At 68.9% G+C, this 20,930-nt stretch carries 18 protein-coding genes; 10 read left to right on the forward strand and 8 right to left on the reverse strand.

Annotated elements, in window-relative coordinates:
- Positions 1–149 precede the first annotated feature (149 nt).
- Complete coding sequence (gene dacB / locus AC1DC5_RS04340) at positions 150–1,673, reverse strand: D-alanyl-D-alanine carboxypeptidase/D-alanyl-D-alanine endopeptidase (protein ID WP_476864324.1); 1,524 nt, start codon at positions 1,671–1,673, stop codon at positions 150–152.
- A gap of 153 nt (positions 1,674–1,826) precedes the next feature.
- Here dacB and AC1DC5_RS04345 point away from each other — a divergent pair, with 153 nt between their 5' ends.
- The 3 genes from AC1DC5_RS04345 to AC1DC5_RS04355 all read left to right on the forward strand — a co-directional run bounded on the left by AC1DC5_RS04345 (position 1,827) and on the right by AC1DC5_RS04355 (position 4,613).
- Complete coding sequence (locus AC1DC5_RS04345) at positions 1,827–2,315, forward strand: inorganic diphosphatase (protein ID WP_441406094.1); 489 nt, start codon at positions 1,827–1,829, stop codon at positions 2,313–2,315.
- Positions 2,316–2,476: 161 nt separating this feature from the next.
- Positions 2,477–3,802, forward strand: coding sequence for a carboxylesterase family protein (locus tag AC1DC5_RS04350; protein WP_476864325.1), 1,326 nt, complete (start codon positions 2,477–2,479; stop codon positions 3,800–3,802).
- Positions 3,803–3,854: 52 nt separating this feature from the next.
- Complete coding sequence (locus AC1DC5_RS04355) at positions 3,855–4,613, forward strand: DUF429 domain-containing protein (protein WP_476864326.1); 759 nt, start codon at positions 3,855–3,857, stop codon at positions 4,611–4,613.
- 16 nt (positions 4,614–4,629) lie between these two features.
- On the opposite strand, the gene AC1DC5_RS04360 is transcribed toward AC1DC5_RS04355, so the two are convergent.
- The gene (locus AC1DC5_RS04360; RefSeq protein WP_476864327.1) at positions 4,630–7,065 is read right to left on the reverse strand and encodes a phosphoketolase family protein; all 2,436 of its coding nucleotides are present in this window, start codon (positions 7,063–7,065) and stop codon (positions 4,630–4,632) included.
- A gap of 196 nt (positions 7,066–7,261) precedes the next feature.
- Between AC1DC5_RS04360 and AC1DC5_RS04365 the strand changes: the two genes are divergently transcribed.
- Positions 7,262–7,861 carry a MarR family transcriptional regulator gene (locus tag AC1DC5_RS04365; RefSeq protein ID WP_441407144.1) on the forward strand — a complete coding sequence of 200 codons (600 nt, stop codon included), beginning with the start codon at positions 7,262–7,264 and terminating at the stop codon, positions 7,859–7,861.
- A 38-nt stretch (positions 7,862–7,899) separates the two neighbouring features.
- Here AC1DC5_RS04365 and AC1DC5_RS04370 read toward each other — a convergent pair whose 3' ends face one another.
- Together AC1DC5_RS04370 and serS are read right to left on the reverse strand one after the other, a co-directional pair.
- The gene (locus tag AC1DC5_RS04370) at positions 7,900–8,772 is read right to left on the reverse strand and encodes an HAD family hydrolase (protein ID WP_441407143.1); all 873 of its coding nucleotides are present in this window, start codon (positions 8,770–8,772) and stop codon (positions 7,900–7,902) included.
- A 131-nt stretch (positions 8,773–8,903) separates the two neighbouring features.
- Complete coding sequence (serS, locus tag AC1DC5_RS04375) at positions 8,904–10,184, reverse strand: serine--tRNA ligase (protein ID WP_476864328.1); 1,281 nt, start codon at positions 10,182–10,184, stop codon at positions 8,904–8,906.
- Positions 10,185–10,273: 89 nt separating this feature from the next.
- Between serS and AC1DC5_RS04380 the strand changes: the two genes are divergently transcribed.
- The gene (locus AC1DC5_RS04380; protein ID WP_476864329.1) at positions 10,274–11,338 is read left to right on the forward strand and encodes a diacylglycerol/lipid kinase family protein; all 1,065 of its coding nucleotides are present in this window, start codon (positions 10,274–10,276) and stop codon (positions 11,336–11,338) included.
- Positions 11,339–11,360: 22 nt separating this feature from the next.
- On the opposite strand, the gene AC1DC5_RS04385 is transcribed toward AC1DC5_RS04380, so the two are convergent.
- The 3 genes from AC1DC5_RS04385 to AC1DC5_RS04395 form a co-directional block, all read right to left on the reverse strand.
- Positions 11,361–11,600 carry a hypothetical protein gene (locus AC1DC5_RS04385; RefSeq protein WP_476864330.1) on the reverse strand — a complete coding sequence of 80 codons (240 nt, stop codon included), beginning with the start codon at positions 11,598–11,600 and terminating at the stop codon, positions 11,361–11,363.
- A gap of 93 nt (positions 11,601–11,693) precedes the next feature.
- A complete protein-coding gene (gene pheA / locus AC1DC5_RS04390) occupies positions 11,694–12,674 on the reverse strand; it encodes a prephenate dehydratase (protein ID WP_476864331.1) in 981 nt (326 codons plus the stop codon).
- An 18-nt stretch (positions 12,675–12,692) separates the two neighbouring features.
- A complete protein-coding gene (locus tag AC1DC5_RS04395) occupies positions 12,693–13,019 on the reverse strand; it encodes a rhodanese-like domain-containing protein (RefSeq protein WP_476864332.1) in 327 nt (108 codons plus the stop codon).
- A gap of 274 nt (positions 13,020–13,293) precedes the next feature.
- On the opposite strand from AC1DC5_RS04395, the gene AC1DC5_RS04400 reads away from it, so the two are divergent.
- From AC1DC5_RS04400 to AC1DC5_RS04415, 4 genes are all read left to right on the forward strand, one after another.
- On the forward strand, positions 13,294–14,733 hold the full coding sequence (locus tag AC1DC5_RS04400; protein ID WP_476864333.1) for an amidase: 1,440 nt from the start codon (positions 13,294–13,296) through the stop codon (positions 14,731–14,733).
- Positions 14,734–14,838: 105 nt separating this feature from the next.
- Positions 14,839–15,951 (forward strand): alcohol dehydrogenase catalytic domain-containing protein, encoded by a 1,113-nt coding sequence (locus tag AC1DC5_RS04405; RefSeq protein WP_476864334.1) that lies wholly within the window; start codon positions 14,839–14,841, stop codon positions 15,949–15,951.
- A gap of 198 nt (positions 15,952–16,149) precedes the next feature.
- Entirely contained in the window at positions 16,150–17,619 is a 1,470-nt protein-coding gene (locus AC1DC5_RS04410) for a peptide MFS transporter (protein ID WP_441407135.1), read from the forward strand.
- A gap of 4 nt (positions 17,620–17,623) precedes the next feature.
- On the forward strand, positions 17,624–18,481 hold the full coding sequence (locus AC1DC5_RS04415; protein WP_476864335.1) for a phosphotransferase: 858 nt from the start codon (positions 17,624–17,626) through the stop codon (positions 18,479–18,481).
- Here AC1DC5_RS04415 and AC1DC5_RS04420 read toward each other — a convergent pair.
- Positions 18,478–19,098, reverse strand: coding sequence for a DUF4190 domain-containing protein (locus tag AC1DC5_RS04420; RefSeq protein ID WP_476864336.1), 621 nt, complete (start codon positions 19,096–19,098; stop codon positions 18,478–18,480). The two genes, AC1DC5_RS04415 and AC1DC5_RS04420, sit on opposite strands and share 4 nt — an antisense overlap.
- Positions 19,099–19,233: 135 nt before the next feature.
- Between AC1DC5_RS04420 and pgm the strand changes: the two genes are divergently transcribed.
- Positions 19,234–20,907 carry a phosphoglucomutase (alpha-D-glucose-1,6-bisphosphate-dependent) gene (pgm, locus tag AC1DC5_RS04425; protein WP_476864337.1) on the forward strand — a complete coding sequence of 558 codons (1,674 nt, stop codon included), beginning with the start codon at positions 19,234–19,236 and terminating at the stop codon, positions 20,905–20,907.
- The last annotated feature ends 23 nt before the right edge of the window (positions 20,908–20,930 follow it).

Below are 20,930 nucleotides of genomic sequence, written 5' to 3' on the forward strand. Positions count from 1 at the left end.
TCGTCCTGCCCATCCGCTGCTCCCCACCTGCCCCCTCGCCTCGCAAGCTCGGCCAGGGAACCCTGCCGGCGTGGGCCCAAACCGCCGTTTTGGGGGCCCAAAAGGGCAGTTGCGGAGCAGTCGGCGGTTCGACGGCGACCGCGGTGCCCTCAGCGGCAGCCGCAACCGGCCAGGACGGCGGCGGTACGGTCCAGCGCGGTCTTGTTCGCCGCCCCGGGGGTCAGTCCGTTGCCGATGAAGGAGAACACCAGAAGCCGGCCGTCGGCGTCCACCACATAACCGCTCAGCGCGATCACCGTGTTCAGGGTGCCGGTCTTGGCCCGGACCAGTCCAGCGCCGCGGGCCGTGGTGGCATCCATGTAGCGGTCCCCCAGGGTTCCGGTGAGCCCGGCGACCGGGAACCCGGCCAGCCCGGCGCGCAGCCGCGTGTCCGCACCCGAGGTGATGGCCCGGACCACTTCGGAGAGCTGCCGGGCGGAGACCTGGTTGGCCAGCGCCAGTCCGGAGACGTCGGCGGCGCGCAGCGTGCCGGCGGGGATCTGCAGTTGTTCGAGTTGCTCCAGCACCGCCGCGACCGCGCCCTCGTTGCTGCCGGGCTTCCCGGCCGCGAGCGCAGCCATCCGGCCGACCACCTCGGTGAGGTAGTTGTCCGAGGTGCGCAGGAGCAAGTCCACCTGCTCGCCCACGGTGGCGGAATGGACCTCGGCCAGGACCCTGGCGGCACCGGTGTCCGAACCAGCGCCGCCGCCCGTTCCGCCGTCTGGTGCCGTTCCGGCGGGAACCCGCACGACGCCGGGTGCCACCGTCAGCCCCGCGGCGGCGGCGGCCGTCGCGAGCTGGGCGGAGAACGCCTCGGCGGCGCTCATGGCGGCGTCCTGCGGGCGCGGACCGGTGGTCTTGACCGGGTCGAAGCGGGCCGAGTTCAGTGCCAGGGGGAACAACGGGGCCACCTCACCGGCGGCGACGTCCTCCGGGCTCCAGGCCGGGTTCAGCGCGGGGCCGGTGAAGAGGGAGTCGTCCAGCATCACCGTCAGGGGCACGGTGACGCCGTCGTCCTGCAGGGCGCGGACTGTCGCCTGCGCCAGGCTGGCGAGCCCGGCCCGGCCCAGCACCACACCCGGGACTGATTCGCCCGCGCCGAGAAGTACATCGCCGCCGCCGGTCAGCACCACGGATCCGGGAGCGGCGCCCGCCACTGCCCTGGTGCTGAAGCGGCGTTCCGGGCCGAGCGTCCGCAGCGCGGCGGCGGCCGTGAGGAGCTTCATGTTGGAGGCGGGAACGCGGACCTGGTCGCCGGAACGGTCGAAGAGGACCTCTCCCGTGGCGGCGTCCTGCACCACTCCCGTGAAGCTTCCGGCGCCGTCGACCTTTAGCGTTTCGCTGAGTTGTGCGGCGAGGGAGCCGGGCTCCGGGACGGGGGCCGCGGCAGTGAGCGGTTCGATCCCGTCCGTTGTGCCGCCGCCGGCGGCCAGTGTGCCGGGCGCCTGGTGCCAGGCCGGGGCGGGCTGTGCCGGGTTTGCGGGGGTTTGGGGGCCGAGGAAGGCCGGTGCGGCGGCCATGCCCGCGGGGAGGGCGACGGCCACCACCAGCAGGGTCTGGAACAGCAGCGGGAGGCTCCGCCGCACCGGCCCGGAGATCGGGGCCATGCCTGCGCGGATCGTTCTGCGTTTCATGCTGCTGCTGGTCCTTTAGTCCTGAAATGTCCCCACTAGTTCCTGAAACCAGGGCCTCTCGCTATATCCTCAATAGTAGTCGGCGGCACCGGCACTGCTTTTTGGAGATGTCACGGGTGCCGCGAACCCCCTGAATTCGTCAAGGAGCAGTCCATGAAGCATGACGTGACCATCGAGATCCCCAAGGGATCACGCGTCAAGTACGAAGTCGACCACGAAACGGGCCGCGTCCGCCTGGACCGCGTCCTGTTCACCTCCATGCAGTACCCCACGCACTACGGTTTCTTCGAGAACACCCTCGGTGAAGACGGCGATCCGCTGGACGCCCTGGTGCTGCTGCAGGACTTCGACCTGCACCCCGGCGTGATCGTTGAATCCCGCCCCATCGGCGTGTTCAACATGACCGACGACGGCGGCGGAGACGCGAAGGTGCTCTGCGTGCCGGCCGACGCCCGCTTCGATCACATCAACGAGATCAGCGACGTCAGCGAGTTCCTGATCAAGGAAATCGAGCACTTCTTCACCCGCTACAAGGACCTGGAGCCGGGCAAGTGGGTCAAGGCCGAGGGCTGGGGCGACCGCGCCGCCGCCGAGGCCGAGCTCGAGGCATCCATCAAGCGCTTCGTTCCGCACACGCACTAACGTTCCTCAACTCCAACGCGGGGTCACTTGCCGCCCATAAATCCCCTCGGGATGGGCCGGAAGTGACCCCGCGTTGCTGTTTAGGGCCCGACGGCGGCGGCTCAGGTCAGTGGGTTGGCGGTTGTCAGTGGCGGGTCAGGAATGTGTGAAATCGTTGGCTCATGAACGCCGAGCCTTCCTTTAGTCCCCCCTGCGGTCCGGTCACCGGATGGCGGGACGGCGACGTGGTCCGCGCCACCGGGATCCCCTACGCCGCTGCGGGACGGTTCCAGCCCCCGGTGGCTGCACCCGACTGGGCCGGGGTCCTCGCGGCCACGTCCCTTTCCCCGGCGTGCCCGCAGGGTCCGGTCCCGTTCCTGGATGACATCCTCGGCACCCGCTACGGCGAGCTTCCCGGCAGCGAGGACTGCCAGCGGCTCTCGATCACCATGCCGGCCGGCCTTGCCGCGGACGAGCGGGTCCCGGTGATGGTTTGGCTCCACGGCGGGTCCTACACCTCCGGCTCCGGCGACCTTGCCATCTTCGACCCCAAGGCCCTCGTCGCGGAAAACCGGGTCATCGTTGCATCCGTGACATACCGTCTGGGCCTCTTCGGTTACCTGGCGACCGGCACGGGCCGCCCCGCGAACCTCGGCCTGCTGGACCAGCTCGAGGCGTTCCGCTGGGTCCAGCGCAATATCAGCGCCTTCGGCGGCGATCCGGGACGCGTGACTGCCTTCGGGCAGTCCGCCGGAGGCGACGCCGTCGCCCACCTCATGGCGACGCCGGAGGCCCCCGCCCTCTTCCAGCGCGCCATCATCCAGAGCGCACCGCTGGGCATCACCCGGGGCCGGGAAAAGATGAGCACCGCCATGGGCATCGCGGCCGAAACCGTCACCGAAGACACCCCGGCGATGGACGTCGTCGAGATCGAAGGGCACGTGTCGCAGGTGGCCCGGAAATTCGGGCTGATCGCGGCCATGCCGTTCGGCACCCAGTACGGGCACGCTCCCCTGCCGCCGGAATCCGGCATTGAGGACGCCTGGAATGCCACGGCCCCCGGGATCGAGGTCCTGATCGGCCACACCTCCGATGAGGCCCGGCTGTTCCTGCCGCGCAACCGGGCTGTCAGCCGCCTGGCCAGGGTCCCGTTCCTCGGAACCGCTGTGGTCAAAGCCATCAACTGGGCCGTGACCGAGGCGGTCTACGGCAGGGGCGCACGGAAGTTCGCCCGCCGGCACGCGCAGGCGGGCGGCACGGCGTACAGCTACGTGCTGAGCTGGGCGGCGCCGGGAAACGTCTACGGTGCCGCGCACACCGTTGACCTGCCGCTGCTGTTCGGCAACAGGCAGACCTGGGCAGGAGCGGGCCTGCTCGCGGGTGCTTCGTGGGAGGAAATCAACGCCCAGGGCCGGGCACTTCGCGCCGTGTGGGCCCGCTTTGCCGCCGGGGACGGCCTGGACAGCCGCGGCGGACTGCCCGGCGCCCTGCGGTACCACGAGGTCTGAGCCGGATGACGGTCGATTCCACGCCCGCGTCCCTGCGCCCCCGGGCCCGCGGGTGTTGACCCTCGGCGTCGACCTCGCCGCGGCCGCCCGGAAAACCGCCGCCGCCGTCGTCGAATGGGGCGACGGGGGTGCCCGCCTGGCGCACCTGGCCCTCGACGTCGGCGACGCGGAGATTGTGCGGCTCTTCGGCTCCGCCGACATGACCGGGATCGACTGCCCTGTGGGCTGGCCGGATGCTTTCCTGCCCTTCTTGGCCGGGCATCTGGCGTCCGAGCCGCATCCCGTGCTGGACCATGACGGCATCGAAGGCCGCCGGCTGCTGGCCTACCGGGACACCGACCGCTTCATCACCGCCCGGACCGGGCTGATCCCGCTCAGCGTCTCCGCCGACCGGCTGGCCCACCCCGCGATGCGCTGCGCCGTCATCCAGGCCAAAATCGCCGTGGAACACGGACCTCAGGCCAGGGACGGCAGCGGCCGGCTGGCCGAGGTCTATCCGGCGGCGTCGCTGAAGTCCTGGGGCCTGTTGGCCCGCGGCTACAAGGGCGGCGGCTTCGCGGAAACCCAGCGGCTGGCCGGGATCCTGGACGGGCTGCAGCAGGCGGCACCCTGGCTGGACCTGGCCGGATTCGAGGACCGGCTGGCCGGCTCCGACGACATGTTCGACGCGCTCATCGCCTCCCTCACCGCGCGGGCAGTGGCCCTCGGCGCGACCATCCCCCCGGATGCCGGGCATGCCCGGGCAGCCCGGACCGAGGGCTGGATCCACCTGCCCGCCGGCGGGCTGGGCGTGCTGGCCGGAATCCCGTAGCGGTCCGGCTGCCGGGCTACCCCAGGCCGAGGGTCCAGCCGCTGATTTCCTTCGAGTCCTCGCCGTGGTCCCGGGTGTGGTTGTGCGCCCGGATGCGGTTGTCCTGTAGCGCCTGCCGCAGCAGCGAGTGCTTCTCCGCCAGGCCCGGCACCCGGTCGATCGCGTCGATGGCGAGCTGGAAGCGGTCGATCCCGTTGAGCATGGCCATGTCGAACGCCGTCGTGGTGGTGCCTTCCTCCTGGTAGCCGCGGACGTGCAGCCCCTCCTGGTTCGTCCGCCGGTACGCCAGCCGGTGGATCAGTGACGGATAGCCGTGGTAGGCGAAGATGACGGGCTTGTCCGCCGTGAAAATCCCGTCGAAATCGCGGGACGTCAGGCCGTGCGGGTGCTCGCTGGCGTCCTGGAGCCGCATCAGGTCCACCACGTTGACCACCCGGATCTTCAGCCCGGGAACCCCGGCCTTGAGCAGTTCCGCGGCGGCGACCGTCTCCACGGTGGGCACGTCGCCGGCACAGGCCAGCACGACGTCGGGCTCCTCGCCGGGGACCTCGGACCCGGCGAACTTCCAGATTCCCAGGCCGCGCTGGCAGTGGTGTGCGGCCTCGGCGGGGCCCAGCCAGGTCGGCGAGGGCTGCTTGCCGCTGACCACGATGTTGACGTAGTCCCGTGACTCGAGGCAGTGCTCCATGACGGAGAGCAGGGTGTTCGCGTCAGGCGGCAGGTACACCCGGATGACCTCGGCCTTCTTGTTCACGGCGTGGTCGATGAAGCCGGGATCCTGGTGCGAGAAGCCGTTGTGGTCCTGCTGCCAGACATGCGAGGACAGCACGTAGTTGAGCGACGCGACCGGGCGGCGCCAGGCCAGGTTACGGTGCACCTTGAGCCACTTGGCGTGCTGGTTGAACATCGAGTCGACAATGTGGATGAAGGCCTCGTAGCAGCTGAAGACACCGTGCCGTCCGGTCAGCAGGTACCCCTCCAGCCAGCCCTGGCAGAGGTGCTCGCTGAGGACTTCCATGACCCGTCCGGCGCGGGCAAGGTGCTCATCGACTTCCTCGATCCGGTACTGCCACACCTTGTCGGTAACCGCGTAGACGTCCTGCAGCCGGTTGGAGGCCGTCTCGTCCGGGCCGAACAGCCGGAACGTCTCGGGGTTGAGGCTGATCACGTCCCGGAGCCACGACCCCAGCGTGATCATGGCGCTGACCCGCTCCACCCCCGGCTGCGCGACAGGGACGGCGTGGTCCCCGTACTCCGGCAGCTTGAGGTCCCGCAGCAGGACGCCGCCGTTCGCATACGGGGTGGCGCTCATCCGGAGGTCGCCCGCGGGGGCATTCGCCGCGACGTCCGGGCGGAGGCGCCCGGCGCCGTCGAAAAGTTCGCCGGGCCGGTACGATTCGAGCCACTCCCCCAGCTGCTCCAGGTGCTCCGCGTTGGTGCGCACCTCGGATAGCGGCACCTGATGGCTCCGCCACGTCCCTTCCACCTGCAGCCCGTCCACTACCTTGGGCCCGGTCCAGCCCTTAGGCGAGCGCAGCACGATCACGGGCCAGCGCGCCGCGGGGGCGTCGCCGCCGGCTGACCCGTCTCCCGGGGTGGTTCCTCCCTCGCCCGGTCCGGCGGCATCGCCCCGGCGGGCCGACTGGATGTCCCGGATCTCGGTAAGGCAGTCGTCCAGTACCGCTGCGAAGTCCCGGTGCGCGGCCGCCGTGTCGTCCGGATCGGCCACGGTCACAAAGTGCGGCTCGTGCCCGTAGCCGCGGAGCAGCTGCTCCAGCTGGGCTTCGGGCATACGTGCCAGGATGGTGGAGTTGGCGATCTTGAAGCCGTTCAGGTGCAGGATGGGCAGCACCGCGCCGTCATGCACCGGGTCCAGGAAGTTGTGGGAATGCCAGCTCGCCGCCAGCGGCCCGGTTTCCGCCTCGCCGTCGCCGATGACGACGGCGGTGATCAAGTCCGGATTGTCGAAGACGGAGCCGTAGGCGTGCGCCAGGGAATAACCGAGCTCTCCGCCCTCGCTGATGGAGCCAGGGGTTTCCGGGGCGGCGTGGCTGGGAATGCCGCCGGGGTAGGAGAACTGCCGGAACAGCTCAGCCATGCCCTGTTCGTCGTCGCCGACGTTGCTGTAGATCTCGGTGTAGGTGCCTTCGAGCCAGGCGTTCGCTACGACGGCGGGACCGCCGTGCCCGGGGCCGGCAATGAACAGCATGCTCTGGCTGTCCCGGCGGATGACCCGGTTCAGGTGGGCGTAGACGAAGTTCAGCCCAGGGGTGGTGCCCCAGTGGCCCAGCAGCCGGGATTTGGTGTTGCCGGGGGTCAGGGGCTCCCGCAGCAGCGGGTTGGCCCGAAGGTAGATCTGCCCGACGGACAGGTAGTTGGCGGCCCGCCACCAGCGGTCCACGAGCTCCAGTTCTTCGTCAGCGGGCCGGGCATCGTTCGCGTCACGTTTCACTGCAGTCCTCGTTTCCCTCGGGCCTCCGTCGGCGGCGCAGCATCCATCGCAACATCTCCGGTCAGTCGGGGCAACCCGCCCGTTCCAGTTTCCAGCCGGCCGCCGATTCGGCGTTTCCACCGGCTCTGGCCGTCATGTGACAAGGCCCGACTGGGACATTTGCCACGAATCTACCACCGGGTAGTGTGGTCCCAGAATGTTCACGCTGACCATCAACCAGACAGACAGCCGGCGCGACGGCGACTGCGTGCCGCAGCTCCTCAAGGACCTGCGGCACATCCCGGCGCGCCTCGACTTCGACCGTTCCGTGGAGGACGAGGTCCAGGGCATCGTGGACGTACCGCACCAGGCCGTCGAGGCGGCGATGATCGCACTGCGGACCGGCGCCTGGTACGTCGGGATCGGCGTCGGGCCAGTCAATGAGCCGCTGCCGAACCAGATTAAGGACGCCTCAGGCCACGGGCTGATTTACGCCCGCCGGGCCGTGGACCGCCTGCGCAACGGCAAGGACCGCATCCCGGTGGCCGTGGAGGGCCCGCTGGCTGACCTCGCGGCGGAGTCGGAAGCTGTGCTGCGGCTGCTGGGGCACATCGTGCACGACCGCAGCCCCGCGGAATGGCGGGTGTTGGACCTGCTGACCCCGGGCGTCCGCGGGCAGCAGAAGGCGGTGGCCGAGGAGCTCGGCATTACGACCCAGGCGGTCAGCAAGGCCGTGGCGCGGGCCCAGTGGAATGAGGAACACGCGGCGCGTCCTGCCGCGGCAAGGCTTCTGGGCCTCATCCTCGAGGTGCGCTGACGGCACGAGGCTGACAGAGCCCGGCCCGCGCGGCGTTGCTAGAGCAGCAGGCTGCGCAGCACGTGGGCGGCGCCGTCGTCGAACACGGAGTGGGTGACCTCGTCCGCGGCGGCAATGACTTCCTCGGGCGCCTGGCCCATGGCAACGCCGCGGGCGGCCCAGGTGAGCATTTCGATGTCATTGCGGCCGTCGCCGACGGCGACCGTGCGGTGCGCCTCGACGTCGAGCCGTCCGCGGAGGTGCTCCAGCGCGCTGGCCTTCGTGACGCCGGCGGCGGCGATGTCCAGCCACGCGGTCCAGCCCACCGAGTAGGTCACCCCGGCCAGGCCGATCTGCCGGATGGCGGTGTTGAACTCGTCGGGCGTGTTCTCGGCGCTGAAGACCACCACGCGGACCGCGGTGGCCTCCAGCATGGTCTGGAAGTCGACGCCGATGGCCTCCACGCCGAAGCTCATGTCCTGGAAGCGCTCGGTGGAGAGGAAGTTCCCGTCCTTGTCCTCCAGCGCGTACTTGGCCGTGGGGAGCCGCTTGCGCAGCGCACGCAGCACGGGACCCGGGTCGAACGTGGCCTTGTGCACGATCTCGTAGCCGTCGCTGAGGCTGGAATCCAGGCGCAGCGTGACACCGCCGTTGGAGCACACGGCGTAGCCGTTGTCGATGCCGAGGTGCTCGATGATGGGCAGCGCCGCGTTGAGTGACCGGCCGGTGGCGATGGTGACGTGGTGGCCGGCGGCGACGACGTCTCTGGCGGCTTCGCGGACGGGCACGGACATGTGGCCGTCGTGATCCACGAGGGTTCCGTCGACGTCGAGCGCGACCATCAGCTTGTGGGCAGCTGCGTTCTTCTGGTTCTGGTTGTTGTCTCGCCGGTCATCGTTGCCGGCGACTGAGGATTCAGTCAATGTTGTCATCTCACAAGTAGAGCAGACACCCCCGACAGCCGCTAGGACGCAGGCCACAGCGTGCGGTGAACCGGGGATGAACAGTTGCTGGCGCCCGTGGTCCCGCCGCACTTGGCGGGGCCACGGGCCGGGACTGCGGGTCAGATGACCGGGAAGACCGTCATGCCGCCGAGGTACTTCTGCAGTGCCTTCGGGATGCTGACGGAGCCGTCCGGGTTCTGGTGGTGCTCCAGGATGGCAACGATCCAGCGGGTGGTGGCCAGGGTGCCGTTGAGCGTGGCGACGGCGCGGGTGCCCTTGGGGGCCCCGTCCTCGTTCAGCACGCGTTCGCGGATGTTGAGCCGGCGCGCCTGGAAGGTGGTGCAGTTGGAGGTGGAGGTCAGCTCGCGGTACGCGCCCTGCGTCGGGACCCACGCCTCGCAATCGAACTTGCGGGCGGCGGAGTTGCCGAGGTCTCCCGCGGCGGTGTCAATCACCCGGTAGGGCAGTTCACACTTGGCCAGCATCTCCTCTTCCCAGGCCAGCAGCCGGGCGTGCTCGGCCGCGGCCTCCTCAACGGTGGTGTAGATGAACATCTCCACCTTGTTGAACTGGTGGACCCGGATGATGCCGCGGGTGTCCTTGCCGTGCGAACCGGCCTCGCGGCGGTAGCAGGAGCTCTGCCCCGCGTAGCGGATCGGCCCGGCGGAGAGGTCCAGGATCTCGTCCGCGTGGTAGCCGGCGAGGGCCACTTCGGACGTGCCCACGAGGTAGAGGTCGTCCTCGGCGAGGCGGTAGATCTCGGCGTCGTGCTTGACGTCGAAACCGGTGCCCTGCATGGTTTCCGGACGCACCAGCGTCGGCGTGATCATCGGCACGAAGCCGGCGTCGATGGCCTGCTCCATGGCCATCTGCAGCAGCGCCATTTCCAACCGGGCTCCGACGCCGCGCAGGAAGTAGAAACGCGATCCGGAGACCTTGGCGCCGCGCTCCATGTCGATGGCGCCGATCAGCTCACCGATCTCCAGGTGGTCCTTGGGTTCGAAATCGGTGAATTCGCGGGGCACACCGACGGTCTTGACCACGATGTAGTCGTCCTCGCCGCCTTCGGGAACGCCGTCCACGATCAGGTTCGGGATGCCGCGCAGCAGTTCCTCATGGGCTGCCTGTGCGACGTCGGCCTCGGCGGAGGCGGCCTTGACCTCGCCCGCGAGGACCTTCACCTCGGCCAGCAGGGCCTGCTTTTCTTCGCCCTTGGCCTGTGCCACCTTCTTGCCGAACGCATTCTGCTCTGCCCTCAGGTTCTCGAAGCGGATCAGGGCGGCGCGCCGGTCCGAGTCCGCGGCGATGATCGCGTCCACCACGGATTCGTCGACGCCGCGGGCGCGCTGGCTGGCCCGGAACTTGTCCGGATTTTCGCTGAGGTCTTTTACGTCGATCACCAGACAAGAGTATCCAATCCAACCAGCATTACCGGGCAATCGACGGGCAATCAGGGCTCCGGCCACCGGCGGGATAGTGTTGGAGCACAATGCGCGACTGGCTGCTGTACCTCATCATCGCTGGAGTCCTGGCGTTCGCCGTCTCCAGTTGGTGGGGGGTGCGCAAGCTCAAGGCCAAACACACCCGCAGCGCCGTGTGGGAGGAAACGCACAGCCCCGGCCAGGGCCAGCAGAAGGTCGCCGTGGTGATGAACCCCATCAAGTCCCGGTCCGACGAGGCCCGCACGGTGATTGAAAGTGCATGCGCCGCGGCCGGCTGGGTGCCGCCGCGGTTCTTCGACACCACCGCCGAGGACCCCGGATTCTCACAGGCGCGGGCCGCTATCGAGTACGGCGCCGACGTCGTCCTCGTGGGCGGCGGCGATGGCACTGTGCGGGTGGTGGCGGACGCCCTCGCCGGCACGGACATCGCCATGGGCCTCATTCCGCTTGGCACCGGCAACCTGCTGGCCCGCAACATCCACCTCGACGTGGGCGACCTGAACGGAAGTGTCCAGACAGCCCTGTTCGGGCACCAGCGCTTCATCGATACGGCGCGAATGAAGGTGGAGAACTCACGCACCAACGCGGCGGCGGAGCACACGTTCCTGGTCATTGCCGGCATCGGCATGGATGCGGAGGTGGTGGGCGACACCAACGACGGGCTGAAGAAGGCCGTGGGCTGGCTGGCCTACACCGAAGCGGGCGTGCGGCACCTCCCGGGCCGCCGCAAGAAGGTGTCCATCGCGCTGGACGACCAGCCGGAACAGAGCCGGAAGATCCGCAGCGTGCTGTTCGCGAACTGCGGCCTGATCCCCGGCGGCATCGACTTCATCCCCCAGGCCATGATCGATGACGGGATGCTCGACGTCGTGGTGATGAGTCCGCGCAGCGCGATCGGCTGGCTGGCGATGTACTGGAAAATCGTGCTGAAGCACAAGAGGAACCTGCCGGTGATGACGTATTACCGCTCGGGCAAGGTCACCATCCGCTGCGCGGAGCCGATGCCAACACAGGTCGACGGCGATCCGACCGGCGCGGCCACGAAAGTCACCGTGCAGATTGCTCCCGGCTCGCTGCTCGTCCGGGTCAAGGAAGGCACCGAGGACGATTAGCCGCAGCTGCCTTCGTGGCGGCCTACTTCCCTGCGGCGTCCTTGGCTGCGGTTTCCTTGTCCGCGGCTGCGGATTTCTTAGCTTCCGCGGCCGCCTTGGCGGCGCGCGCCTCGGACTGTTCGCGGATCATGGCCTGCTCCTCTTCGAAGCGCAGCCGGTCTGCACGGTCGGCGTCGTCGCCGTCCCAGTCCTGGTTGTCAGCGGTCGGCTTGGGATTCACGATCATTCCCTGGCCGTCATTTTCAAGGCTGGTTCCTGCCATGACCTGCTCCCTCGATAGAGGACTTCCCCAATATGGATCAGGCAAGCATACGCACAGTTTCATAGGGGCGGAAGTGCCCGATGTGGCATTTGTCTACGCTGTGGGCGAAGCCCCGGACGTATATTCCGGCACCACTGATGCTCCGGACAGTATGTCTTTGACCCACGCATGGGCTGCCCGGAATGCCTGGTCGGACGTGTGTGGCTCCACAACGGTCCGGTGCCCGTCGGCGCGGCCGTAGGAACCCAGGAAGCGGGTGGCCGGGCTGATCCGGTGCAGGCCTGCCAGGGCGTCCGCGACGCGGGCGTCGGCCACGTGGCCGTCGGCGTCGATGCTGAAGAAGTAGTGGCCGAGGTACTGGCCGGTGGGCCGCGACTCGATCCGGCTGAGGTTCACGCCGCGGGTGGCGAACTGGTCAAGGATCTCCATGAGGGCGCCGGGGCGGTCCTCCGGCAGCGGCACCACCACAGTGGTCTTGTCCGCGCCGGTGGGCTCCGGCAGTTCACCGGGCCGGCCGACCAGCACAAAACGTGTCACCGCACCGGGGTTGTCACCGATGTTCTCCGCCAGCACCGCGAGCCCTGGCTGCTCTGCCGCCACGATCGGGGCGCAGATCGCAGCGTCGTAATGGAGGTCGCCCTCCAGCAGTCCCATGGCCGCCGCGGCCGTGGAAGAGCCCGGGATATATTCCGCATTTGGAATGTTTTTTTCTGCCCAGAGCCTGCACTGTGCCCAGGCGTGGCCATGCGTGGAGATCCGGCGGATGTCCTCAATCCTGATCCCGGGCCGGGCCACCAGTACGAAGCTGATCGACACCAGGGCTTCACGCAGGATCCGCAGTTCCTGTCCGGTCGCGATTGCGTCCAGGGTGGCGGTGACGCCGCCTTCCACGGAGTTCTCGATCGGCACCATCGCCGCGTCCACCGAGCCGTCGCGGACCCTGTCCAGCGCCGTGTTGACGTTCGACGACGGTACGCGGACGGCGTCCTCCGCGCCGGGGACCTGCATCAGGGCTGCCTCGGTGAAGGTGCCCGCGGGTCCGAGAAAGGTGTATGTGGCGGGTGATGCGGGCATCGGCGCTTCTTTCTTCAACTACAGGATGACGGGCTTGAGTCCGTTGTCGGACACCAGCGGCATACCGGTTTCCAGCCACTGGTCCATGCCGCCGGCCACGTTCAGGGCGGAGTACCCCTGCCCGGAGAGCCACTGGACCGCGCGGAAGGAGCGGCCCCCGGTGCGGCAGATGACGTAGAGGTCCTCGTCGGGGTCGAGTTCCTCGAGCCGGGCCGGGAGCTGGTCCAGGGGGATGTGCAGCGCACCGGCGGCGTGGCCCGCGACCCATTCGTATCCTTCGCGGACATCAAGGATCGTGGCCCCTTCGGGGATGCCGGACACGGTCACGGTGTCAAAGTCGCTCATGGTCGTCCCTTCCGCAGAATGCATGGTCTGCCTCCAGCGTATCGCCAGCCGCCCGTGCCGCACCCCTACCCGGCAGCACGTTACGCTTCTGGGATGGCGCAAAGGAGACCCGAGGCAGCTGACCGGCCAGCGATCCCTGTAGCTCCCCGCTCCCCCGCCCACGGGACATGCCCTCCCCTCGCCGCGACGGCTGGGCACAATGCCAACATGTCCACGCGCCGGCACCACCACTGGGCATGTCCCCCGGAGGGCGCACCCGGGGAGCCGCGTGACTGTGGCTGAGATCCACGAGCTCTCCGCCGTGGAGCTCCGCGATGCCCTCCGCGCCGGCGAGCTGTCCTCGCGGCAGGCCACGGGGCATTTCCTCGACCGGATCGCTGCTGAAAACCCTCAGCTGGGCGCCTTCATCACGGTCACCGCGGAGCAGGCACTGCTGGACGCGACCATGGCTGATGAGTCCCACGCCCGGGCCACGCGTGACGGGACCGGCCTGGCGCTGCTGCACGGGATGCCGGTGGCCTTCAAGGACCTGACGGACGTCGCCGGCGTCGTCACCACCCACGGCAGCGCCGCACTGGACCACAAGCCCGCCCTGACCGACGGCGCCCTCGTCGCCGCCCTGAAAGGCGCGGGTGTGGTCTCACTGGGCAAGACCCAGGTTCCGGAGTTCGGACTGACGGCTTACAGCGAGAACCGGATCGCGCCGCCCTCCCGGAACCCGCATGCCCTCAGCCGCAGCTCGGGAGGTTCCAGCGGCGGCAGCGCCGCCGCCGTGGCGGCCGGGCTGGTTCCCTTTGCCCCCGGTTCCGACGGCGGCGGTTCGGTCCGCATTCCGGCCGCCGCCTGCGGGCTGGTGGGCCTCAAGCCCGGCCGCGGGCTGGCTCCGGCGGGTGAGAGCACCGGCGATCCGGCCGGGCTGGTGGTGTCCGGGCCGCTGGCCCGTTCCGCGGCGGACGCCGCGCTGCTGCTCGATGCCATGGTCCCCGGGACCGGCCCCGGGACCGAGAAGACCGATTCCAGCTACCTCGAACTCACCGCGCAGGACCCGCCCGGGCTCCGGATCGGGGTGAGCCTGGACAGCCCGTGGCAGACGATCTTCCCCTTCACCCCGGACCCCGCGGCGCTGGACGCCCTGGCCGAAGGCATCCGGCGGCTCGAGGCGGCCGGGCACGAAACCTCGGAAGCCTCCATCCGCTACGACAACCGCTACCCGGGCGCCTTCACCACGGCCTGGACCGCCGCCGTCGGGGACGCCCGGATCACTCCCCAGCGCGAGGCGCTCCTGACGCCGCTGACACGGACATTCCGGCGCCGCGCGCAGCAGCGCGGGCCGGCCAAACTCGCCGAATCCCTTGGTTTCCTGCGCCAGTTCCAGCGGGACACGCTTGCCCAGTACGCCGCCTGGGACCTGATGCTGATGCCGGCGCTGGCGCAGACCCCACGCCCGGTGGGCTGGTTCACCGGGGCCGCCCACGGCGACGGGTACTGGCCGGCGGCCGAATGGGCGGGGGATGCCGACGGCGATTACCGCAAGCAGTGCGAGTACGCGCCGTGGTCGTCCATGGTGAACGTGTGCGGGCTGCCTGCGATCAGCATTCCGGTGCACTGGACCGGCGGGGCGACGGGTGCGGGGCTGCCGATGGGCGTCCAGCTGATCGGGCCGATGGGTTCCGAGGCGCTGCTGCTGCAGCTGGCCGCGCAGTTGGGGTGCTAGCCCCGCTATCCGCCCGGCGTGGGTGAATTACCGGGCAGGTGCCGCTACGGTTTAGCAGAGCAAAGCCACAACGTTTTCAGCCTGGAAACCACATGAGAGGGATCGATGAAGATTACCGGCGCAGTACTTGAGGAAATCGGCCGCCCCCGGCCGTTCGCGGATTCCAGGCCCATCACCATCGCCGAGCTGGAGCTCGAAGGTCCCGGCCCCACCGAAATCCTGGTGCAGATCGAGGCGGCCGGCATCTGTCACTCGGACCTGAGCGTTGTGGACGGCAACCGGGTGCGTCCGGTGCCGATGCTGCTGGGGCATGAGGCCGCAGGGCGCGTCGTCGAGGTCGGCTCGGACGTCACGGACATCGCCCCCGGCCAGCGCGTGGTGATGTCTTTCCTGCCCCGCTGCGAAGAGTGCGAAAACTGCGCCGAAGACGGCCGGCTCCCCTGCACGGCCGGCTCGAAAAGCAACGGCGAAGGCACCCTCCTGCACGGATCGATGCACCTGGACCGCGACGGCGAGAAGATCTTCCACCACCTGGGCGTCTCCGGCTTCGCCACCCATGCCGTGGTGGACCGCGCCTCGGCCGTACCGGTGGACGACGACATCCCGGCGGACGTCGCCGCCGTCCTCGGCTGCGCCGTGCTGACCGGAGGCGGTGCCGTCCTGAACGCAGCGCAGCCCCGGCCGCAGGACAGCATCATGATCGTGGGGCTTGGCGGCGTCGGCATGGCCGCGCTGATCACGGCAATATCGCAGGGTGTTTCACGGATCGTTGCCGTGGACACGCTGGCGGAAAAACTCGAGCACGCCCGCCGCCTGGGCGCCCACGAGACCTACACCCCGCAGCAGGTGCTCGAGGAGGACGTCAAGGCCAGATACGTGATCGAATGCGCCGGGAATCCGCGGGCCTTCGAAACCGCCTTCGCCGCGACCGCGGCGGGCGGCACCACCATCACCGCCGGCCTGCCGCACCCGGACGCACGCGCCCAGATCTCGCCGCTGACCGTCACTGCCGAGGCCCGGACAATCGTCGGCAGCTACCTCGGCTCCGCGGTGCCGTCGCGGGACATTCCCAAATACGCCCAGCTCTGGCGGGACGGGAAGCTGCCGGTGGAGGAACTGATCTCCTCGCGGATCGCGCTGGCGGACATCAACCAGGCCATGGACCAGCTGGCCGACGGGAAGGCCGTGCGCCAGGTCATCATGTTCGACGCCGGGTAGCCGCGCCTCGCTTGACCGCTCCACCCCGCCCGCATCCCGCCCCGTTGCGCTATCAGACGTTGCTGCCATTCCGGCCCAATAGCAGCATTAACTGGCAGCGCAACGGGGCGGAAAAGGAGGGCGAAACGCCGGGCGAATGACTTGCCCCGGGGCGCCGCGAATGTGACAATCCCGCGTCACAGTGTCAGCATTAAGTAAATGAGCACAACTCATTTATCCCGTCCCCCCGCTACAACGCCGGGCGATACGTCCTTTTTTGGCCACCCAAAGATGCTGGCCAGCCTCTTCTCCGTAGAGATGTGGGAGCGCTTCTCCTTCTACGGAATGCAGGGCATCCTGCTCTACTACATGTACTTCACGGCCGCTGAAGGCGGCCTGGGAATCGACAAGGCCCTGGCCGCCGGCCTCGTCGGCGCCTACGGCGGCGGCGTCTACCTCTCCACCATCCTGGGCGCGTGGCTCGCGGACCGGCTCTTCGGTTCCGAAAAGGTGCTGTTCGGCTCCGCCATCCTGATCATGGCCGGCCACATCGGCCTCGCCCTGGTACCGGGCATTCCGGGCCTGATCACCGGCCTGGTGCTGGTCGGCGTCGGCTCCGGCGGCCTGAAGGCCAACGCCACGGCCCTGGTGGGAAGCCTCTACCGGGAGAAGGACGAACGCCGCGACGCCGGATTCTCCATCTTCTACATGGGCATCAACGCCGGCGCGCTGATCGGCCCGCTGGTCACCGGCTGGCTGCAGGAAAGCCAAGGCTTCCACTGGGGCTTCGGCGCCGCCGCCATCGGCATGGGCGTGGGCCTGGCCATCTACTCGGTGGGCCGCAAGAAGCTGCCTGAAGAGGCAAACCGGGTGCACAACCCGCTGCCCGCCGCCGAGCGCACCAAGTACGGCCTGCGCTTCGCCGCCATCGCCGCCGTGATCGCCGTGCTGCTGGCCACCGGCATCGTGAACGCCGGGAACCTGGCCATGTCCATGGCCTACGCGGCCATCGGCGCGTCCGTGCTCTACTTCGCCCTGATCTTCAGCAGCAAAAAGGTCAACGGCACCGAACGCCGGCGCGTCGGGGCATTCATCCCCCTGTACATCGCCTCGGCCGCATTCTGGGCCCTGTTCCAGCAGCAGTTCACCTTCATCGCCGTGTACTCGGAGGAGAAGCTGGACCGGAACCTGTTCGGCTGGGAAATGCCGGCAGCCTGGGTCCAGTCCATCAACCCGGTATTCATCATCATCTTCGCCGGCGTGATGGCTGCGCTCTGGACCCGGCTGGGCCGCAAACAGCCCGGCTCGGCGCTGAAGTTCTCGATTGGCCTCTTTGTGATGGGCCTGGCCTTCCTGGCCTTCATCCCGCTGGCCGGAGAGGGCAAGACCCCGCTGCTGGCACTGGTGGGCATCCTGTTCCTGTTCACCCTCGCGGAGCTCTTCCTGTCCCCGATCGGCCTGTCCGTGACCACCAAGCTGGCGCCGGAAGCCTTCCGCACCCAGATGGTGGCGCTGTTCTTCCTCTCGGTGTCGCTGGGCACCACCCTGGCCGGCCTGCTCTCCGGCCTGTACAACCCGGAGGACGAGCTGCCCTACTTCATCGGCATCGGCGGCACGGCCATGCTGCTCGCCGTTGGCCTGGCCGCGGCCTCGCCGGCGATCAAGAAGCTGATGGGCGGCGTACGCTGAGCCGATGAGCTCCAGGCACCGCGCGCCGCTTGAGTCCCGCGTCTACGCCCCCGCCGCAGGCGAGGCGTCCGACGTCGAACTCATGCCGGCGGGCGATGTCACCGCCGGTGTGGTGCGGGTGGGCGGAACCATCCGCCGCCCGCACCAGCCCCAGTCCCTCGCCGTCGCCGCGTACCTTGACTGGCTGGAAGACGCCGGATTCGACGGCGCCCCGCGGTTCCTGGGCCGGGACGCGGAAGGGCGGGACGCGCTGACCTACCTGCCCGGACAGTGCGCCGGCCCCGTCCCGGAGGCGTGGGTCCAGTCCGAGGATCTCCTGGTCTCCGTAGCGCAACTGCTGCGGCGCCTGCACGGGGCATCGGCCGGTTTCGTGCCGGGCGCCCACCCCTTCCCGCGCCGCCCGGTCCGGCAGGATCCGGCAGAGCTGGTCTGCCATCTCGACGTCACGCCCCAAAACGTAGTGGTGCGGGGCGGCCGTGCCGCCGGACTGGTTGACTTCGACCTCGCCGGCCCCACGACGGCGCTCAAGGACTCCTTCAACACCGCGATGCACTGGGTTCCGCTCCGGGACCCCGCCGACGCCTGGCCCGGCTGGGAGGCGGTTGACCCGTTCCGGCGGCTCCGGATTTTCGCTGACGCCTTCGGCTGGAACGCCGAGGAACGCCGGCGTTTGCCCGCGTTCGGAATCGAGTCCACCGCTCTGAGCCACGAGCGGATGCGGAACAACGCCAGGGCGCTCGGCGGCGGCTGGGCGCGGATGTGGGACGACGGCGTGGGCGACGTGATCCGCCGCCGCGGCACCTGGCTCGAAGCCAACGCCGGACGGCTGGTCGCGGCTCTTACCTCTGGCGGAAGTGCCTAGACCCCGTACCCCCGGTAGGTCGAGCTGCCGATGGCCAGCCCCACCACGATGAGCACGATCACCAGAATGGCCAGCGCGATCCCCACATAGCCCATGACCAGGCCGGCAATGGCCATGCCCTTGCCCGCCGGCTCGCGCTTAAGGGCCATGTGCCCCAGGATGACCGCCGCGAGCTGCGGCAGGAGGAAGAAGCCCAGCCCCACAAAGGCGGCGATGCCGCAGCACAGGCTGGCGATGCTCAGGCCCTTGGGTTCCGGCGGGACCCCGTAGTACGCCGGCTGGCCGTAGGCGTTAAACGGCGTGCCCGGCTGGCCGTACTGAGGCTGCTGCCCGTAAGGCTGCTGGGTGTACGGCTGCTGGCCGTACGGCTGCTGGCCATACTGTGCCGGCGTGCCGTACGGGTCGGTGGGCTGGCTGTAGTCCGGCGCGGACTGGCCGTACTGCTCACCTTGGCCCGGCGCTCCGGATGTCCGGTGGCCGTAGTCCTGCTGCTCGAACGCCGACGTCGCGGGCGGAGCCGGGGGCGCAGGAACGTCGGACTCCTGCGCCGGAATATACGACGGCGGCCGGTAGCCCTCAGGAGTCTCGTCTTTGTCAGGTTTCGGCTGGTCAGTCATGGTTTTCCCCTCGTGAAGTCTCTGGATTCAGCCTACCGCCGCGCCGCTTCAAGGGGCAGGATATTTCTTGCGTCACAGGGGCCGTAATCCGCCGAAATCATGTCCCCTGCCGCGACGGTCTGGCATGCTGGTGCCATGGCTAGCCGCGCGGGCACTGTTGCCCAACCCCAAGACCTTGTTGATCTCACTGCGCTCCTGGATGCGTACTACGACGTTTCACCGGATCTGGGCGATCCCGGCCAGCGGGTGGTCTTCGGCACGTCCGGGCACCGGGGGTCGAGCCTGAAAGCCTCCTTCAACGAACCCCACATCCTCGCCATCACGCAGGCGATCGTGGAGTACCGGGCAGGCCAAGGGATCACCGGGCCCCTGTACCTTGCCAAAGACACCCATGCCCTGAGCGAGCCGGCGCAGAATTCCGCCCTGGAAGTCCTCGCGGCCAACGGCGTCAACGTGCTGATCGACGCCCGCCACGGCTACACCCCCACCCCGTCACTGAGCCACGCCATCCTGACGCACAACAACAACTCCCCGGCCGGGGCCCCGCAGGCAGACGGCATCGTGGTGACGCCGAGCCACAACCCGCCCGGCGACGGAGGCTTCAAGTACAACCCCCCGCACGGCGGACCCGCCGACTCGGACGCCACCGGCTGGATCGCCAACCGCGCCAACGAACTGCTGGAAAACGGCCTCCGCGGGGTGAAAAGGGTTCCCATCGCGGACGCGCTCAGCGCGGGCACCACGGGCAAGTTCGACTTCCTCAGCAGCTACGTGGACGATCTCCCCTCCGTCCTGGACCTCAATGCCATCCGCGAGGCCGGGGTCCGGATCGGCGCCGACCCGATGGGCGGAGCGTCGGTGGACTACTGGGGCGAGATCGCCGAACGCCACCACCTGAACCTCACGGTGGTCAACCCAACCGTCGATCCGCAGTGGGCGTTCATGACGCTCGACTGGGACGAGAAGATCCGGATGGACTGCTCCTCGCCGTCGGCGATGGCCTCGCTGATCAACCGCATGGCTGCTGGTGCGGACGGGTCCGCACCCTTCGACATCGCCACCGGCAACGACGCCGACGCCGACCGGCACGGGATCGTGACGCCGTTTGTTGATGGGCAGGGCGGGCTGATGAACCCGAACCACTACCTCGCGGTGGCGATTGACTACCTCTACCGCCACCGGACCGGATGGAACCCGCAGTCCGTGATCGGCAAGACCCTGGTTTCCTCCTCCATCATCGACCGCGTGGCCGAAAGCCTGGGCCGCAAACTGGTCGAAGTTCCGGTGGGCTTCAAGTGGTTCGTCCCGGGGCTGCTCTCCGGCGAAGGCGCCTTCGGCGGCGAGGAATCCGCCGGCGCGTCCTTTAACAGAAAAGACGGCAGCGTCTGGACCACCGACAAGGACGGCATCCTGCTGGCGCTGCTGGCGTCGGAGATCACCGCGGTAACGGGGAAGTCGCCGTCGCAGCTCTACAAGGGCCTCACCGACCAGTTCGGCGACCCGGTCTACGCGCGGATCGACGCAGCGGCCACCCGGGAGCAGAAGGCAGCCCTCGGCAAGCTCTCACCGGCAGACGTGACCGCCACGGAACTCGCGGGAGAAATCATCACGGCCAAGCTGACCGAGGCGCCCGGCAACGGGGCATCGATCGGCGGGCTCAAGGTGGTCACCGAGAACGCCTGGTTCGCGGCCCGCCCCTCCGGCACCGAGGATGTCTACAAGATCTACGCCGAGTCCTTCAAGGGCGCCGAACACCTCAAGCAGGTCCAGGCCGAGGCAAAAGCGCTGGTGGACGGCGTCATCTCCTAACGCGGGCATCTGCCAACGGCCCG

It is taken from the genome of Arthrobacter sp. 10L424 (assembly GCF_056395325.1).

Coding starts and splice junctions, on each gene's coding strand:
- dacB (WP_476864324.1), bottom strand. CDS start 1,673: ATGAAACGCAGAACGATCCGCGCAGGCATGGCCCCGATCTCCGGGCCG.
- AC1DC5_RS04345 (WP_441406094.1), top strand. CDS start 1,827: ATGAAGCATGACGTGACCATCGAGATCCCCAAGGGATCACGCGTCAAG.
- AC1DC5_RS04350 (WP_476864325.1), top strand. CDS start 2,477: ATGAACGCCGAGCCTTCCTTTAGTCCCCCCTGCGGTCCGGTCACCGGA.
- AC1DC5_RS04365 (WP_441407144.1), top strand. CDS start 7,262: ATGTTCACGCTGACCATCAACCAGACAGACAGCCGGCGCGACGGCGAC.
- AC1DC5_RS04370 (WP_441407143.1), bottom strand. CDS start 8,772: ATGACAACATTGACTGAATCCTCAGTCGCCGGCAACGATGACCGGCGA.
- AC1DC5_RS04380 (WP_476864329.1), top strand. CDS start 10,274: ATGCGCGACTGGCTGCTGTACCTCATCATCGCTGGAGTCCTGGCGTTC.
- AC1DC5_RS04385 (WP_476864330.1), bottom strand. CDS start 11,600: ATGGCAGGAACCAGCCTTGAAAATGACGGCCAGGGAATGATCGTGAAT.
- pheA (WP_476864331.1), bottom strand. CDS start 12,674: ATGCCCGCATCACCCGCCACATACACCTTTCTCGGACCCGCGGGCACC.
- AC1DC5_RS04395 (WP_476864332.1), bottom strand. CDS start 13,019: ATGAGCGACTTTGACACCGTGACCGTGTCCGGCATCCCCGAAGGGGCC.
- AC1DC5_RS04405 (WP_476864334.1), top strand. CDS start 14,839: ATGAAGATTACCGGCGCAGTACTTGAGGAAATCGGCCGCCCCCGGCCG.
- AC1DC5_RS04410 (WP_441407135.1), top strand. CDS start 16,150: ATGAGCACAACTCATTTATCCCGTCCCCCCGCTACAACGCCGGGCGAT.
- AC1DC5_RS04415 (WP_476864335.1), top strand. CDS start 17,624: ATGAGCTCCAGGCACCGCGCGCCGCTTGAGTCCCGCGTCTACGCCCCC.
- AC1DC5_RS04420 (WP_476864336.1), bottom strand. CDS start 19,098: ATGACTGACCAGCCGAAACCTGACAAAGACGAGACTCCTGAGGGCTAC.
- pgm (WP_476864337.1), top strand. CDS start 19,234: ATGGCTAGCCGCGCGGGCACTGTTGCCCAACCCCAAGACCTTGTTGAT.